Origin of the sequence: Microbispora siamensis (genome assembly GCF_016863095.1) — a bacterium.
Lineage (GTDB): Bacteria > Actinomycetota > Actinomycetes > Streptosporangiales > Streptosporangiaceae > Microbispora > Microbispora siamensis.
In genome coordinates this window covers 43,733-58,284 of sequence record NZ_BOOF01000051.1, presented here as the reverse complement: position 1 = coordinate 58,284, position 14,552 = coordinate 43,733, and the positions used below count along the sequence as shown (strand labels likewise).

Annotated in this window: 11 protein-coding genes; 3 read left to right on the top strand and 8 right to left on the bottom strand. The window is 72.0% G+C overall.

From position 1 onward, the window contains the following. From Msi02_RS35185 to Msi02_RS35155, 7 genes are all read right to left on the bottom strand, one after another. Complete coding sequence (locus Msi02_RS35185; RefSeq protein WP_204052151.1) at window positions 1-708, bottom strand: ABC transporter ATP-binding protein; 708 nt, start codon at window positions 706-708, stop codon at window positions 1-3. After that, window positions 705-1,436, bottom strand: coding sequence for an ABC transporter ATP-binding protein (locus tag Msi02_RS35180; RefSeq protein ID WP_204052150.1), 732 nt, complete (start codon window positions 1,434-1,436; stop codon window positions 705-707). The genes Msi02_RS35185 and Msi02_RS35180 overlap by 4 nt, the downstream gene beginning before the upstream one ends. Further along, on the bottom strand, window positions 1,423-3,660 hold the full coding sequence (locus tag Msi02_RS35175; protein WP_204052149.1) for an ABC transporter permease: 2,238 nt from the start codon (window positions 3,658-3,660) through the stop codon (window positions 1,423-1,425). Before Msi02_RS35175 ends, Msi02_RS35180 begins: the two co-directional genes overlap by 14 nt. Window positions 3,661-3,739: 79 nt before the next feature. Continuing rightward, complete coding sequence (locus Msi02_RS35170; protein WP_204052148.1) at window positions 3,740-5,164, bottom strand: ABC transporter substrate-binding protein; 1,425 nt, start codon at window positions 5,162-5,164, stop codon at window positions 3,740-3,742. Window positions 5,165-5,225: 61 nt separating this feature from the next. After that, window positions 5,226-5,987 (bottom strand): SDR family NAD(P)-dependent oxidoreductase, encoded by a 762-nt coding sequence (locus Msi02_RS35165; protein ID WP_204052147.1) that lies wholly within the window; start codon window positions 5,985-5,987, stop codon window positions 5,226-5,228. Between the two features lie 355 nt (window positions 5,988-6,342). After that, entirely contained in the window at window positions 6,343-7,182 is an 840-nt protein-coding gene (locus tag Msi02_RS35160) for a phosphoenolpyruvate hydrolase family protein (protein ID WP_204052146.1), read from the bottom strand. 1 nt (window position 7,183) lies between these two features. Next, on the bottom strand, window positions 7,184-8,422 hold the full coding sequence (locus Msi02_RS35155) for a Tm-1-like ATP-binding domain-containing protein (RefSeq protein WP_239109024.1): 1,239 nt from the start codon (window positions 8,420-8,422) through the stop codon (window positions 7,184-7,186). A gap of 91 nt (window positions 8,423-8,513) precedes the next feature. On the opposite strand from Msi02_RS35155, the gene Msi02_RS35150 reads away from it, so the two are divergent. The 3 genes from Msi02_RS35150 to Msi02_RS35140 all read left to right on the top strand — a co-directional run bounded on the left by Msi02_RS35150 (window position 8,514) and on the right by Msi02_RS35140 (window position 12,732). Next, complete coding sequence (locus Msi02_RS35150) at window positions 8,514-9,905, top strand: aminotransferase-like domain-containing protein (RefSeq protein WP_204052144.1); 1,392 nt, start codon at window positions 8,514-8,516, stop codon at window positions 9,903-9,905. A 174-nt stretch (window positions 9,906-10,079) separates the two neighbouring features. Further along, entirely contained in the window at window positions 10,080-11,735 is a 1,656-nt protein-coding gene (gene casG, locus Msi02_RS35145) for a steroid-24-oyl-CoA synthetase (protein ID WP_204052143.1), read from the top strand. A gap of 79 nt (window positions 11,736-11,814) precedes the next feature. After that, complete coding sequence (locus Msi02_RS35140; RefSeq protein WP_204052142.1) at window positions 11,815-12,732, top strand: DMT family transporter; 918 nt, start codon at window positions 11,815-11,817, stop codon at window positions 12,730-12,732. A 51-nt stretch (window positions 12,733-12,783) separates the two neighbouring features. Here Msi02_RS35140 and Msi02_RS35135 read toward each other — a convergent pair whose 3' ends face one another. Further along, window positions 12,784-14,388, bottom strand: a complete 1,605-nt coding sequence (locus tag Msi02_RS35135) for a beta-1,3-glucanase family protein (RefSeq protein ID WP_204052141.1) — start codon at window positions 14,386-14,388, stop codon at window positions 12,784-12,786. Window positions 14,389-14,552 lie beyond the last annotated feature (164 nt).

Here is a 14,552-nt window from a genome sequence, read left to right as displayed (position 1 = left end):
TCAGCCTCCTAGGTAGCTGCTTGAGAGTTGGTCCTCGATGTCGCCGGGGCGGCCGGACGCGACGACGCGTCCGTGCAGCATCAGGGCGGCGGTGTCGGCGATGGGCAGCACGACGCGGGCGAACTGCTCGGCCACCAGGACCGACAGCCCCTCCGCCACGAGCTGCGCCACGGTGTCGTACATCTGGGTCACGATCATGGGAGCGAGCCCCATGGACAGCTCGTCGAGCAGCAGGATCGCCGGGTCGGTGCCCAGCGCCCGCGACAGCGCGAGCATCTGCTGCTGGCCGCCCGACAGCGAGCCCGCGAGCTGGTGGCGGCGCTCGCCGAGGATCGGGAAGCGGCTGTAGGCGGCCTCCTCCAGGTCCGCCAGGCGTGCCCCGGTGCCGGTGGCCGCCCACAGGTTCTCCCGCACGGTCAGGTTGGGGAACACGCCCCTGCCCTCGGGGATCGAGCAGACGCCGAGCCGCGCGGCGTCCTGGGCGGTCATGCCGTTGACCCGCCGTCCGGCCAGCCGCAGCTCGCCGCCGGTCAGCGGCAGGAGTCCGGCGCAGACCTTCATCGTGGTGGACTTGCCGCCGCCGTTCGGGCCGAGCAGGGCCACCACCGACCCCGGGTGGACCTTGAGGTCCACCCCGTGCAGCACCTGGATCGGCCCGTACGCCGCGCGGGCGCCGGCGAGTTCCAGCAGCGGCACCTGCTCGTTCATCCGGTGACCTCCTCGCTACCGATGTAGGCCGCGACGACCTCGGGCGACTCCTGGATCTCCTTGGGCGTGCCCGAGGCGATGAGCCTGCCGTGGTCGAGCACGTGGATCGTCGTGCACAGCCGCATGACCAGCGGCAGGTCGTGCTCGACCAGGCAGATCGCCAGTCCCTCCGCGGCGAGGCCGGTCAGCAGGCCGGCGAACGCCTCGGTCTCCCGCTCGGTCTGGCCCGAGGCGGGCTCGTCCAGCAGGAGCACGCGCGGCTCGGTCATCAGCGCCCTGGCGACCTCCACCACCCTGGCGCGGCCTGTCGGGATGGCCGAGACCTCGAGATCGGCGATGTCCTCCAGGCCGGTGCGCGCCAGGACGCGGTCGGTCTCCTTCTCGACGTCCACCTTGCGTCCGGTGGCGCGCAGGACGTCGCCGGCGACCCTGACGTTGTCGCGCACCGACAGCGACAGGAACAGCTCCAGCCGCTGGAAGGTGCGGGCCAGGCCCAGGCGGGCCCGCCTGGCCGGGGCGAGGCGGGTGATGTCGGCGCCGTCGAGCAGCACCCGCCCGGCGGCCGGCCGCTGCAGGCCGGTGACCGTGTTGAACAGCGTCGTCTTGCCGGCGCCGTTCGGGCCGATCAGGCCGGTGATCCGCCCGGCCTCGACGCCGATGCCGACCCCGTCGACCGCGGTGTTGCCGCCGAACCGCACCGTGACATCGCGTGTCTCAAGCAGCGGCATGGACGCTCGCCTCCTTCCCCGCCGTACGCTCCCGGACGGGCAGACCGAGCTCCCGGTCGAGCCGTTCGCGCAGTTCGTCGGTGTACGGCTCGTCAAGCCCGGCCAGCTCCAGCGGGGTCGCCCGTACGGGCGCCTCCGCCCGCATCCGGCCCGCGACGGGCAACGCCATGGCCAGGCACACGGTCAGGATGGCGAACCACCAGTTGCCGACGACCCCGGTCAGCGCCAGGACGTACAGCACGGCCTCGACGGCGGCGGCCCCGGCCAGCAGCCCCTTGGCGCCGCGCAGCGTGCGGTAGCCCTCGACGATCTTGTGAACGTTGCCGCTGGGGTTCTCGCCGACGCCCATGCCGATGAGAGCGGTGGCGACCACGAGGAGCTGGCCGATCGTCTTGTAGATCGTCTCCATCGAGGGGTGCACGACGGCGAGGTCGTTGAACGTGGCCACCATGATCGTGAATCCGACCCCGGCCATCAGCCCGCCGAACAACGCGCCGCTGATGTAGCCGATGCCGCCGACGACCGTGAGCATGACCAGCGCCAGGCTCGCCATGATCGAGAAGTTGTCGCCGGCGACCGAGCCGCCGGCGCTCGCCATCAGCACCCCGCCGAGGCCCGCGATGGCCGCCGAGAGCATGAACACGCCGAACTTCAGCTTCACCAGGTTCTGGCCGAGCATGGCGGTCGCCGCCGGGCTGTCCTTCATCGCCGCCAGGCGCCTGCCGTACCCGCCGGCGCGCAGCGCGGCCAGGCCGACCGCGATCAGCGCGAACAGCACGGTCGCGGTCATCAGGAACGTGCGCGGGTCGCGCAGGTCGAGCGGGCCCACCCGGAGCGGCGGCACGATCAGCGTGCCGTTGGGGAAGATCGAGAACGTCACGCCGAAGACCGTGTGCTCGACGGTGTCGCGCAGCACCATGTTCGACAGGAACACGCCGAACGCCATCGTGGCGAGCGCCAGGTAGAGTCCGCGCAGCCGCAGCGCCGGCAGCGCCACCAGACCGCCCACGACCGCGGTGACGAGGACGGCGAGCAGCACGCCCCACAGCGTCAGCCGGGAGGCCAGGCCGCTGCCGGTGACGCCGAAGTGGAACGCGATGATCGTGCCGACCGCGCCGAACGACAGCGGGGCGAGGTTGATCTCCCCGGCGTACCCGGTGAGCAGGGTGAGGGAGAGCGCGATGATCGCGAACGTCATCCCGAGCGCGAACGTCGTGATCGACCCGTCGTCCATGAGCAGCGCGAGCAGGAAGACCGCGGCCACGAGCGCGACACCCCACACGGCGGCGGACCGCGGCGTGGGCGGCCGGTACCGCTCGCGGGTGCGCACCGCCGCCACCCGCAGCCGGTCCTGCGGCAGCACGATGAGCACCACGAACAAGATGATCATCGGCAGCGAGACCCGGAGGTTGCCGGTCCACGTCCACTCGGTCGGGAAGAACGCCATGACGTACGTCGCCGCCATGCCGAGCACCATCGCGCCGGCGAAGGTGCGCGGGATGCTGCGCAGCCGCCCGAACATGGCCGCCGCGAACGCGTCGATGACCAGCAGCGTGAGCTGGTTGGCCTCCAGCGCGCCGCCGCCGATCGGGGTGACCAGGATGCCGGCCAGCACGGCGAGGGTCGAGCCCATCGCCCACGACAGCATGGCGATCCTGTCGGGGTCGTGGCCGCCCAGCCGCAGCAGGTCCGGGTCGTCCACGGCGCCCCGCATGACCACCCCGACGCGGGTGCGGGTGAACAGCAGCCGCAGCCCGATCGCCACCGCCACGGCGACCACGAGGCAGATGAGCTCGTGGACGCGGACGACGACGCCGCCGAACTCGATCTTCGCGCCGGCCCCGAAGAACATCTCCATGATCCGGGCGTCTTCCGGGTGCCAGATCCACTGGGACAGGTAGACCATCCCGAGCAGGATGGCGACGGTCACGACGATCTTGGTCACGTCCGCCGTCTCGCGCAGCCCCTTCATGATCAGCGTGTGGAGCAGGGCCCCCATGGCGGGCCCGGCCACGCCCACCACGACGATGAGCGACAGCCAGGCCGGCCAGCCCCAGCCGTACGTGAACTGCCAGTACAGGAACGTGCCCAGCATCGCCTGGGCGCCGTGGGCGAAGTTGAAGATTCCCGAGGTGGTGTAGGTGAGGACCAGCCCGGACGCGGCGATGGCGTAGACCGCGCCGAGGACCAGCCCGAGGATCGTGAAGGTCAGAAACGTCGTCATGCGAGGCCTTAGCTCGAAACGGCTGCTCTGGACGGCGAGGACGGCGGCGGGCCGGCGGACCGGCCCGCCGCCGGGGCGATCAAACCTGCGGCTTGATCACGTCGGAGGTGAGGAAGGTGGTCGCGATGCGGTCCTCGTTGAGCTTGGTGCCCCAGGTCGACGGGTCCGTCTTGAGCAGGTTGCTCTTGTCACACGCGAACTCGCCGATGGCGGCCGGGGCGACCTGCTTGTACGTCGAGCCGGTGAGCTTGACCAGCAGGGTGCAGTCGGACGGCATGTTGGCACCCGGGTCGGTCGGGGCGTGCAGCCCGCCGCCGGTCCACTCGTGGATCTGCGACAGCTTGTTCACCATGCACTGGCGGGTGAGGTCGGCGCCGCAGTCCTTGGCCGCGGTGGCCCACAGCAGGAACGCGGAGGTCGCCTGCATGCCGAGCAGCGCGGTCTTGCCGCCCTCGGCGTTGACCAGGTCGAGGTACTTCTTCACCGCCGGCACCTTGTCGGCGTTCTCGAACGGCTGGAAGATCAGGCCGGCGTGGATGTTGTCGCCCTGGCCGCTGGTGTTCCACTTCGCGACGGCGTCGCTGTACCAGGTGGCCTCGAACACCAGCGTCGGGTGAGCGTCCACGCGGTCCAGCGACTCGAGCAGGCTGAAGGCGGCGGGGTCCGGCGACTTGGACGTCCACAGCGCCTTGACGCCGCACGACTTGAACTTCTCCGCGAACGGCACGTAGCTCGGGTCGCCCTCGGCGTTGAGCTGGACGCCGCAGTCCTTCGGCGTGATGCCGATCTCCTTCATGGCGGACTTGATCTTGTTGCTGCCCGTCATCACGGCAGGCGAGTTGGACATGATCAGGTCCACGTCCGAGGCGAACTCGGGGAAGGTCTTCGCGGCCAGCTTCAGCGGGGCGGCGTTGTAGTAGTCGACCGGGTACGGCACGGCCTCGAACTTCATCGGGCCCATCGCGGCGTTCGGCCCGACGGTGTAGCCCGCGACCACCGGCAGCTTGCAGGCGACGCGGTACTGCTCGGCGGCGTCGTCCATCGCGAAGCCCTCGCCGACGAGCATGAAGTCCTGCTTGCACGCCTTCTGCATGACGGTGGCCGCCTGCATGTAGGCCGCGTCGTACTGGTGGCCCACGATCTGGCGGCCGTTGATGCCGCCCTGCTTGTTGCACCACTTGATCATGGTGCTCACCGCGTCGCCCATCTCCTTGGACAGGCCGGGGGCCTTGGTGAAACCGCGGTCGTCGCCGTAGCCGATGGTGATCGCCGTGTCGGTGACGCCCTGGTCGGTGGCGCCCTTGGCGTCACCCGGTCCGCAGGGCGACGCCAGGGTGCCGAACGTCTCCTGACCGCCTGGAGCGGCGGACGACTGCGCGTCGCCGCCACTCGCCGGGACCGCCGCCGAGCCGCCGCGCTCGCCGGCGCAGCCCGCCAGCATCGCCATGGCCATCACGGGGGCCAGGGCACCGGCCGCCACGCGGCCGATCGCCTTGCCGTTCATCCGGTGGTTCTCCTTTCACTGACCGCCAGACGGCGGCAGGTGGTGCGGGGGGTGCGGCGGCTCAGCCGAAGAAGGCCTGCCCGCCGTCGAGGGGCACGGTCGCGCCGGTCAGGTAGCGCAGATCCGGGCCCACGAGCGCGACCACGGCGCGGCCGATGTCCTGCTCGCAGTCGCCGATGTAGCCGAGGGGGATGGTCGTGCGGAACGCCTCCGCCTCTTCGGGGAAGGCCTCCGTCCACCGCTTCAGCCCCGGAGACAGGGCGTGCGGGGCGATGTTGTTGGCACGGATGCCGTCGGGTCCCCACTCGGCGGCCGCCGTACGCGTGAGCGAGCGCAGCGCCTGCTTCGCGGCGGCGTACGCGCCGTACGTGGTCGGGTCCCAGCGGACCATGGCCGAGGTGACGAGGTTGACGATGCTGCCGCCGCCGCGCGCCTTCATGTGGGGGTGGCAGGCCTTCATGAACGCGAACGCGGCGAACGGGCCGCTGCGGAAGCCCTTCTGGAAGTCGGCGTCGCTCATCGACAGCAGCGGGCCGTACGCGCCGGTGTAGGCGTTGTTGACGAGGATGTCCACTCCGCCGAACCGGGTCACGACGGCCTCGACCACCGCGGGGATCGCGTCGATCTCGGTCACCTCGCACTGGAACGGCTCCGCCGTCCCGCCCCGCTCGCGGACCAGCTCGCAGGTCGTCTCCAGCTTCGCCGCCGTACGGCCGAGCACCGCGACGGCGGCGCCTTCCGAGGCGAGGGCGAGCGCGATGCCCTGGCCGACGCCCTGGCCCGCTCCCGTAACAATCGCGACTTTTCCGTCCAGGCTTCCCATACGTCTTCCGTCCGCCGTGTGTTGGGCCGAAATAGTGGTGTGACGCGGCACACCGAAAGCGAGCAGTCTCGCTCAATGGGAACAGGCTGCCTGCCGGGGTGACGGCGTCGCGGGGCCGTCCCGGTCACCGGGAGGGTCGCCTCCGCGCAGGCCGGCGCGGGGTTGGCTGGGCACCGGTGCAACATCTGGCAGGCCGGTGCCCGCACGGGAACACGGCGGAAGACGGCTGTGAGTGCCGGCTCCTCGGCTATCGCGCGACGATCACCGCGTCGGCGATGAAGGCCGCCGCGGTGACCGACCGCGGCGGCAGATCATGGAAGGGTTCGTCCGGGGACCGTTTTCTGCGGCCGGACACTCAGTCCGAGACGGGCCCGCCGAGCCGGAGGCTCTTGAATTCGGTCGCCTGGGCGGCGATCGCCTTCTCCGTGGGGAGGCGTTCCATCGACGACGCCCCGAAGAAGCCCGCGATCCCGTTCGTGTGGTCGAGGACGAACTGGGCGTCCTCCGGTTCGGCGATGGGGCCGCCGTGGCAGAGCACGATGACGTCGGGGTTCACCGCGACGGCGGCGTCGCGCATCTCCTGCACCGCGGCGGCCGCCTCTTCGAGGGTGAGGGCGGTCTCCGCGCCGATGCTGCCGCTCGTGGTCAGCCCGACGTGGGGCACCAGGACGTCGGCTCCGGCCTCGGCCATCGCCGCGGCCTGCTCGGCGTCGAAGACGTAGGGGGCGGTGAGCAGGTCACGCCGGTGCGCTTCCCTGATCATGTCCACCTCGAGCCGGTAGCCCATCCCGGTCTCCTCGAGGTTCTGCCGGAACCTGCCGTCGTACAGGCCGACGGTGGGGAAGTTCTGCACACCGGCAAAGCCCATCGCCTTGAGCTGGTCGAGGAAGGGGCCCATGAGACGGAAGGGGTCGGTGCCGCAGACCCCGGCCAGCACGGGGGTGTCGCGCACGACCGGGAGGACTTCCCTGGCCATGTCGACGACGATCGCGTTGGCGTCGCCGTACGGAAGCAGCCCGGCGAGCGACCCCCGGCCGGCCATGCGGTAGCGGCCCGAGTTGTAGATGATCAGCAGGTCGACGCCGCCGGCCTCGGCGGCCTTGGCCGACAGGCCGGTGCCGGCGCCCGCTCCGATGATGGGCCGGCCGGCCTCGACGGTGGCGCGCAGGCGTTCGAGAGCGGTCTCGCGGTTCATCTCATCCTCCGGTTCGGCGTGCGCTGATGAGGCGGTGCAAGGCTTCGGCCGCGGCCCGGCCGAAGCCCGGATCGTTGATGGCGGCGTCCACGTCGTGGACGGGGACGCCGGTGTCCTTCAGGCCGTCCCGGAGCGCGGCGAAGCAGGCGGCGTCGGCGTCGGGGTCGGCGAAGGGCCCTCCTTCGACGTCGATCCCGGAGACGCCCTTCAACGGCAGGTAGACCTCCACCGGCCCGGTGGCGCGGCTGAGCTTGCCGCCGATCCTGGCCCCCAGCTCGGCCATCTCCTCGCGGGTCGTCCGCATGAGGGTGACCGTGGGGTTGTGCACCAGGAACTTCCGGTCCGCGAACTTCTCCGGGACGGTGTCCCGGGGGCCGAAGTTGACCATGTCGAGAGCGCCGACGCTCACCACCTGCGGGATGCCGGCCCGTCCCGCCGCCTCCAGCCGGTGGGGGCCTGCGGTGAGGACCCCGCCGACGAGGTCGTCGGCGAGTTCGGTGGTGGTCAGGTCGAGGACGCCGTCGAGCATGCCGGAGGCGGCGAGGGCCTCCATCGCCCGCCCGCCGGAACCGGTGGCGTGGAAGACCAGCACCTCGTATCCGGCGCTCGTCAGGTAGTCACGGGCCTCGTCGACGGCGGGCGTGGTGAGGCCGAACATCGTGGCGGCGACGAGCTTCCGCTCGTCGCCGGCGGTCTCCTGCCGGACCTGGGCGTACCGCTGGGCCATCCCGGCCGCCGCGGCGGCGGCGTTGCCGAGAACCGCGCGCGAGAGCCGGTTGATGCCGGAGATGTCCACGACGGAGTACATGAGGGTGACGTCGACGTCCCCGACGTAGGGGCCCACGTCACCCGAGGCCATGGTCGAGACGAGCAGCTTGGGCACGCCGACGGGCAGGGCCTGGAGCGCACGCGCGGCGACGGACGAGCCGCTGGAGCCGCCGATCGCGAGCAGGCCGTCGAGGCGTCCCTCGTCGAACAGCCGCCGGACGATCACGGCGGCGCCGGTCGCCATCGCGTCCATCGCGGCGCCGCGGTCGCGGGCGTCGCGGAGCCGGTCGAGCTCGGTGCCGGCCGCCCGCGCCACCTCGTCCGCGCCGATGTCGGCGAGTTCCGCCCCGTGGGCGAAGGTGCCCACGTTGATCAGGAGCACGTCGCAGCCGGCGTCGCGCAGCCGGTCGCGGACCCAGCGATACTCCTCGGTCTTGGTGTCCAGCGTCCCCAGCAGCACCACCGTCGCCACCGCGACCTCCCTGTCGTCATCGGCCTGCGCGTACGGACGAGGATGTCGGGCCGTCACCGGATCGGCCAGGCCAATCACGCAGAATTGGTCCATGGCACGTGCGGAACATGTCGACAGCGCCGCGTTGGCCCGCTTGATCGGGGGGTGGCGGGCTGCGGACGTGCCGCTGCCGCACGCGCTCGCCGACGCGCTCGCCGAGCTGATCGCCGGGAACGTGCTGGTCGACGGGGCCGCGCTGCCGCCGCAGCGCGCGCTGGCCGCCGCGCTGGGGGTGTCCCGCGGGACCGTCGCCGAGGCGTACGCGGAGCTGACCGCGCGGGGACGGCTGACGTCCCGGCAGGGGTCGGGGTCGCGCATCCGGCGCGGCCGGAGCGCGGGAGGCGATCACCTCGTCGAGGGACGGCTGGCGTCCTTCGGCCGCACCCGCCGCCCCGTGGAGCTGGACCTCTCCAGCGGCGCCCTGCCCGCCCTGTCGCTGGTGCGGGACGTCGTCTCGGCGGTCGACCTGCGCGAGCTCGACGTCTACCTCGCGGACGACGGCTACTACGCGGCGGGGCTGCCCCGGCTTCGCGCGATCGTGGCCGAGCAGTACACCACGCAGGGGCTGCCGACCGGGCCGGAGCAGATCCTCGTCACCTCCGGCTCCCAGCAGGCGGTCTGGCTGTGCGCGTCGTCCCTGGTCGCGCCGGGAGACGAGGTCCTGGTCGAGGAGCCGAGCTACCGAGGCGCGATCGAGGCGTTTCGTACGGCCGGGGCGCGGCTGACGGGGGTGCCCGTACGGCGGGACGGCCTCGATCTCGACCACCTCGAACGGGTCGCGCATCGGGCCGCCCTCCTCTACTGCCAGCCCGCGGCGCACAACCCCACCGGGATCAGCTGGCCGGCGGCGAGCAGGGAGCGGCTCAGCGAGATCGTCGGCAGGCACGACGTGCTGACGATCGAGGATCGATCCTGCGCCGACCTCGTCCTCGACGACCGCGGGGTCCGGCCCCCGCTGCCCGATCCGGCGAAAGGCGGCTCGGTGATCCGGATCGGCACCGCGTCCAAGCTGCTCTGGGGTGGGCTGCGGGTCGGGTGGATCCGCGCCGAGCGGCCGATGATCGTGCGGTTGACGCAGGCCAAGGCGGCACTGGACCTGGCCGCTCCGGTGATCGACCAGATGGTGACCGCCGAGCTCCTGGCGCAGGCGGATCGGGCCCGGCAGGAGCGCACAGCCCGCCTGCGCGCCCACCTCGCCGAGGCGGCGGCGGTCCTGGCGCAGCGGCGCCCGGCGTGGCGGTGGACGCCGCCGCACGGCGGCACGGCGCTGTGGATCGACACCGGAACCGATGCCGTCGCCCTGGCCGAACGCGCACGGAGGAGGGGCGTGCTGGTCACGGCCGGCCCGGCCTTCTCCCCCTCGAACGCGCAGCGTTCCCGGCTGCGGCTGCCGTTCTGGCGGCCCGTGGACCAGTTCGCGCACGCGGTCGAGCTGCTGGAATGACGCGCTGCTCTCCGGTGGCGGGCCGCTACTGCGCCGTGCCGAGCCCCGGCATGACCATCGGCCGTCCCGGTGACCGGGAGTGCCGGCGTCCCGCGTCCGGCCTTTGCCGACAATTTCGGCCACGGACGGACTCCGGCTCGCGGCGCATCCCGGTATGAAGGGGAACTGATAGGCATGTCGACAGATCCGAGGCTCGCGGCGGCGGCGGTGATGGCCGGGCTCACCGGTCCCGGCGGGGCGTTCGAACTCGCCGAGGAGGAGGTCCTCGGCGCGCGCATGACGGTCTTCAAAAACCGGCGTCGCAACCTCGGAGAGGTGCTCGCCGCCTCGGCCGCGTACGGCGACCGCGACTACATCGTGACGGCGGACGAGCGGCTGAGCTTCGCCGAGCACGCGCGCCAGGTGGCCGCGCTCGCCGCCGCGCTGCGGGAGGAGCACGGTGTGCGCCCCGGCGACCGCGTCGCGATCAACGCGGCCAACCACCCGGGCTGGATCGTCTCGTTCTGGGCGTCGGTGGCCGCCGGCGCCATCGCGGTCGCGTACAACGCGTGGTGGTCACGCGGGGAGGTCGAGTACGCCCTCGGTCACACCGAGCCGAAGGTGCTGGTCGCGGATGCCAAGCGGGCCGCGCTCGCCCCCAAGGGGACGACGGTCCTGACGATCGAGGAGGACCTCCCCCGGCTGATCGAGCGGTACGCGGGCGCTCCGCTGGCCCCGCACGCCGCCGCCGAGGACGACCCAGCGGTGATCATCTACACCAGCGGCACCTCGGGCCGTCCCAAGGGCGCGGTCCACACGCACCGCAACCTCACCTCGGTGGTCGAATACCACCGGATGAACGACGCGCTGGCCCAGGCGTTCGGCGACCCGATGGACCCGGCGGACCGGCGCTACCTGCTGGCGCTGCCGCTGTTCCACATCGCGAGCCTGCACAATCTCGCGGTACCCCGCCTCGCGACCGGCAGCGCCGTCGTGATGCACCTGGGCGCCTTCGACGTGGACCGCGTGCTGCGGCTCATCGAGCGGGAGCGGGTCACCAACTGGGGCGCGGTGCCGACGATGGCCAACCGCCTGATCGAGCACGGCGACCTGTCGGGCTACGACCTGTCCTCGCTGACCGCCTTCGCGCTGGCCTCGGCGCCGTCCTCCCCCGCGTTCAAGCAGCGGCTGCGCGAGGCGTTCCCGGTCGCCCGGCAGTCCCTGGTGGACAGCTACGGCCTGACCGAGTCGTCCACCGCGATCGCCGTCGCCACCCCGGCCGACCTGGAGGAGGCCCCGGGGACGCTGGGCCGCCCGATCACCGCCGTTCGCCTGGAGATCCGCGACCCCGAGGGCAAGCCGCTGCCGGAGGGCGAGGAGGGCGAGGTCTGCGTCCGCAGCCCGTACAACATGCTGGGCTACTGGCGGGACCCGCAGGCGACCGCGCAGGCCGTACGGGAGGACCGGTGGCTGCACACCGGCGACATCGGGGTGATCGAGAACGGGCGGCTGCGCCTCAGCACCCGCCGCTCCGACCTGATCATCCGGGGCGGGGAGAACGTCTACCCCGCCGAGATCGAGAACGTGCTGGCCGAGCACCCGGCGGTGGTGGAGTGCGTCGTGCTCGGCGCCCCGCACCCCGACCTCGGCCAGGAGGTCGTCGCCGTGGTCGTCACGGCGGCCGGGCAGGACGTGGGCGAGGACGACCTGCGGGCGCACCTGCGCGACCGGCTCGCGTACTTCAAGGTGCCGTCGCGGTGGCGGATCACGACCGAGGCGCTGCCGCGCAACGCCACCGGCAAGGTGATCCGCCAGGAGGTCAAGCGCGGACTCGGCATCGCCGACTCCTGAGGCGTGGATCCGGTGCCGGGGGGTAGCGCGGGTAGGCGGATCCGATCACGCCGGACAGCCGGAAGCCGGGGGGACGCCCATGACACGTGTGAGCGAGAGCCGGACCGCGAATGTGACCGGCCCGGCCGCGGGTCATCCGTCCGTGTCGATGGCGCTGGGGGCGCTGTTCGTGTCGGCTTCGGCGGTGCTCATCCACCTGTCGGGCGCCTCACCCGGGACCGCCTCGTTCTACCGCTGCCTGCTGGCCCTTCCCGCGCTGGTTCCGCTCGCGCTGCTGGAACGCCGTCGCGAGGGCGCGGTGGCGGCGCGCCGGCGGGCCGTCACCCTCGCCGCGGGCGCCCTGTTCGCCGGCGACATGCTGCTGTGGACGGCGGCGATCGCCGAGGTCGGCGCCGGGCTGTCCACCGTGCTCGTCAACGTCCAGGTGGTGATGGTGCCGCTGCTCGCCCTGCTGGTGGACCGCGAGCCGCCGCCCCGCCGCTTCTTCGTGTCCCTGCCCTTCCTCCTGCTCGGCGTGGTCCTGGCGAGCGGGGTGGCCGAGGGCGGCGCCGGCGGGAGCCGGCCGCTGCTCGGGACCGTCCACGCCGTGCTGGCGGCCGTGTGCTATTCGGGCTTCCTGTTCCTGCTCCGGCGGGAGGGCCGGCGCGGGCAGGCGGTGCAGTCCTACCTGTGGGTGACCGTCGCCGCCGCCGTCACCTCGCTGGCCGCGGGCGCCCTCTGGCAGGGCGTCGACCTGGCTCCCGGCTGGGCGGCCGTCGGCTGGCTGGCCCTCGTCGCGATCTTCGGACAGGTGCTCGGCTGGCTCCTCGTCGCCGTCGCCGCGCCCCGTCTCGCCAGCCATGTCGGGGCGATCCTGCTGCTGCTCACGCCCGTCGGAGCCCTTGTCCTCGGCTGGGCCGTCCTCGGCGAGCACCCCTCCCCCCTCCAACTGGCGGGCTGCGCCGTGATCCTCGCGAGCGGCACCCTCGTCACCACCCGTTCGGCCCCAGACTCCTGAGCAGGGTGATCCGGCCCGGCGGTACGCCCTCGCACCGCCGGGCCGGACTGCTCACTGAATGGTGAACCGCTGGGCGGCGGTGCCGTTGCAGTCGTAGATCTGCAGGCGGGTGCCGTTCCCGGTGGCGCCGCCGGGGGCGTCGATGCACCGGCCGGACTGCGGGTTCTGGATCGACCCGTTGGACAGCCGCACCCAGTTCTGCGCGCCGGTGTTGTTGCAGTCGTACAGCTGCAACGGGGTGCCGTTGGCGGTACCGCCCGACTGCACGTCGAGGCAGCGGCCGAGGGTGCGCACCGTCTGCCCGCTCCAGGTCCAGAACTGGTCCTTCGCGTACGACTGGCAGTCCCACAGTTGCACCGGCGCGCCGTTGCCGCCCGTGTCGTCGCCCGCGACGTCGACGCACTTGCCGCCCGGGCCGATGATCGGCCGGCCGGAGGCCGTGCCACCGGTGCCGAAGCTCCCGATCGTCATCCCCGCCGACGACGGGTTGGGCTGGTCGATCGTCGGGGCGAACCCGCCGACGTCGTCGTAGGAGAAGCCGTAGGCCAGGTTGTTCAGCGAGTTGGCGTGGATCGTCCTGCTGAACAGGTTCGACGCGGACTGCCCGTAGAACTTCGTCGCGTCCGTCGTCGGCTGGGTGTCGTACATGACCCGGCCGGCCGTCGACAGCGTCGCGCGGTTGAGCGCGGCGCACACCCGCGCGCCGACCGCGAGGATGGCCGCCTGGTCGGGCTGGTTCTGCGGTTGCATGCCGCCGGAGCACGCGAAGACGTCGCTCGTGGCCGGTTTCGTGAGCGTGCCGATGACGGTGCCGGACGCGTTCCTGAACGTCCAGTTCGTGCCGCTGGTGGTGCCGGTGAAGGTGCCCAGCGATGTCTGCACGGTCAACGGGTGCGTGGCGTAGTAGGACCACACCCCGCTCACGTAGGAGTCGAGGTAGGTCGAGGGGAACTGGCCCTTGGCGATGGCGTGCGCGGGCGCGAGCACGCGCAGCGGGAGGCCGTCGGAGGCCCGCGTCGTCGTCAGGCCCGACCACGGCGACCCCAGCCCGGCGAACGCGTCGAGGATGCCGGCGCGGTTGCCGGGGATGCCCTGCGTCTGGGTGTTGCCGGAGGCGTCGGTGACGCTGACCGTCATCGGGATGCTGAACATGTCGACCGTGGTCGAGTTGATGAAGATGCCCGTGCCGCCGTTGCTCGTCCGCGCGAACTCCGTCCAGTCGTAGAGGATGGCGGCGTTGGGGTCGCTGTCGACCCAGGGCGCCGGCTCGACCAGCCCGTTCGTGGTCAGGAAGAACCGCAGCTTCGCGCCCATCGACAGGTAGACGCGGCCGCCGGACAGGTTCGGCGCCAGCGTGACGGTCGTGCTGGCGCCGTTGCCCGGTCCGGGGATCGAGATGTCGGGCGCCGGGACGGGCCCGTTGGGGATCGACGAGGGGAAGCTCCACGGGCGCCACGTCCCCGAGGCGTCCACGTATCCCTGCTGGCCGGTGGCCGCGTTGCGGGCGACGACGTAGACGTACGTCGCGTCGCCCCGGCCGGAGTTGTTGGTGATCTTGAAGGGCAACTGCGCGACGGCGGCGTTCGCCGCCTGCTGCCCGGCGGCGAGGACGACCGCCTGGGCCAGCAACACGACGGCGAGCAGAGCCGCCGCCATCGCCGGATCGACACGTGCATCTCTCGGCTCCTCTGGGGGGTGCGGAGGCAAGCTGTGAGAGCGCTCTCAGTAAAGTAACTTTACTGTTAACAGATCGCTCGTCAAGACCCGTCAACGACGCCACTCACGTGAAGAGCCGAAACTCGGCCTGGCGTGAGAGCGTT

What these genes read in the sequence shown, in the direction of transcription:
- Msi02_RS35165 (WP_204052147.1), bottom strand. Translation starts at nt 5,987, where the DNA reads ATGGGAAGCCTGGACGGAAAAGTCGCGATTGTTACGGGAGCGGGCCAG.
- Msi02_RS35135 (WP_204052141.1), bottom strand. Translation starts at nt 14,388, where the DNA reads ATGGCGGCGGCTCTGCTCGCCGTCGTGTTGCTGGCCCAGGCGGTCGTC.
- casG (WP_204052143.1), top strand. Translation starts at nt 10,080, where the DNA reads ATGTCGACAGATCCGAGGCTCGCGGCGGCGGCGGTGATGGCCGGGCTC.
- Msi02_RS35160 (WP_204052146.1), bottom strand. Translation starts at nt 7,182, where the DNA reads ATGAACCGCGAGACCGCTCTCGAACGCCTGCGCGCCACCGTCGAGGCC.
- Msi02_RS35180 (WP_204052150.1), bottom strand. Translation starts at nt 1,436, where the DNA reads ATGCCGCTGCTTGAGACACGCGATGTCACGGTGCGGTTCGGCGGCAAC.
- Msi02_RS35150 (WP_204052144.1), top strand. Translation starts at nt 8,514, where the DNA reads ATGGCACGTGCGGAACATGTCGACAGCGCCGCGTTGGCCCGCTTGATC.
- Msi02_RS35175 (WP_204052149.1), bottom strand. Translation starts at nt 3,660, where the DNA reads ATGACGACGTTTCTGACCTTCACGATCCTCGGGCTGGTCCTCGGCGCG.
- Msi02_RS35185 (WP_204052151.1), bottom strand. Translation starts at nt 708, where the DNA reads ATGAACGAGCAGGTGCCGCTGCTGGAACTCGCCGGCGCCCGCGCGGCG.
- Msi02_RS35140 (WP_204052142.1), top strand. Translation starts at nt 11,815, where the DNA reads ATGACACGTGTGAGCGAGAGCCGGACCGCGAATGTGACCGGCCCGGCC.
- Msi02_RS35170 (WP_204052148.1), bottom strand. Translation starts at nt 5,164, where the DNA reads ATGAACGGCAAGGCGATCGGCCGCGTGGCGGCCGGTGCCCTGGCCCCC.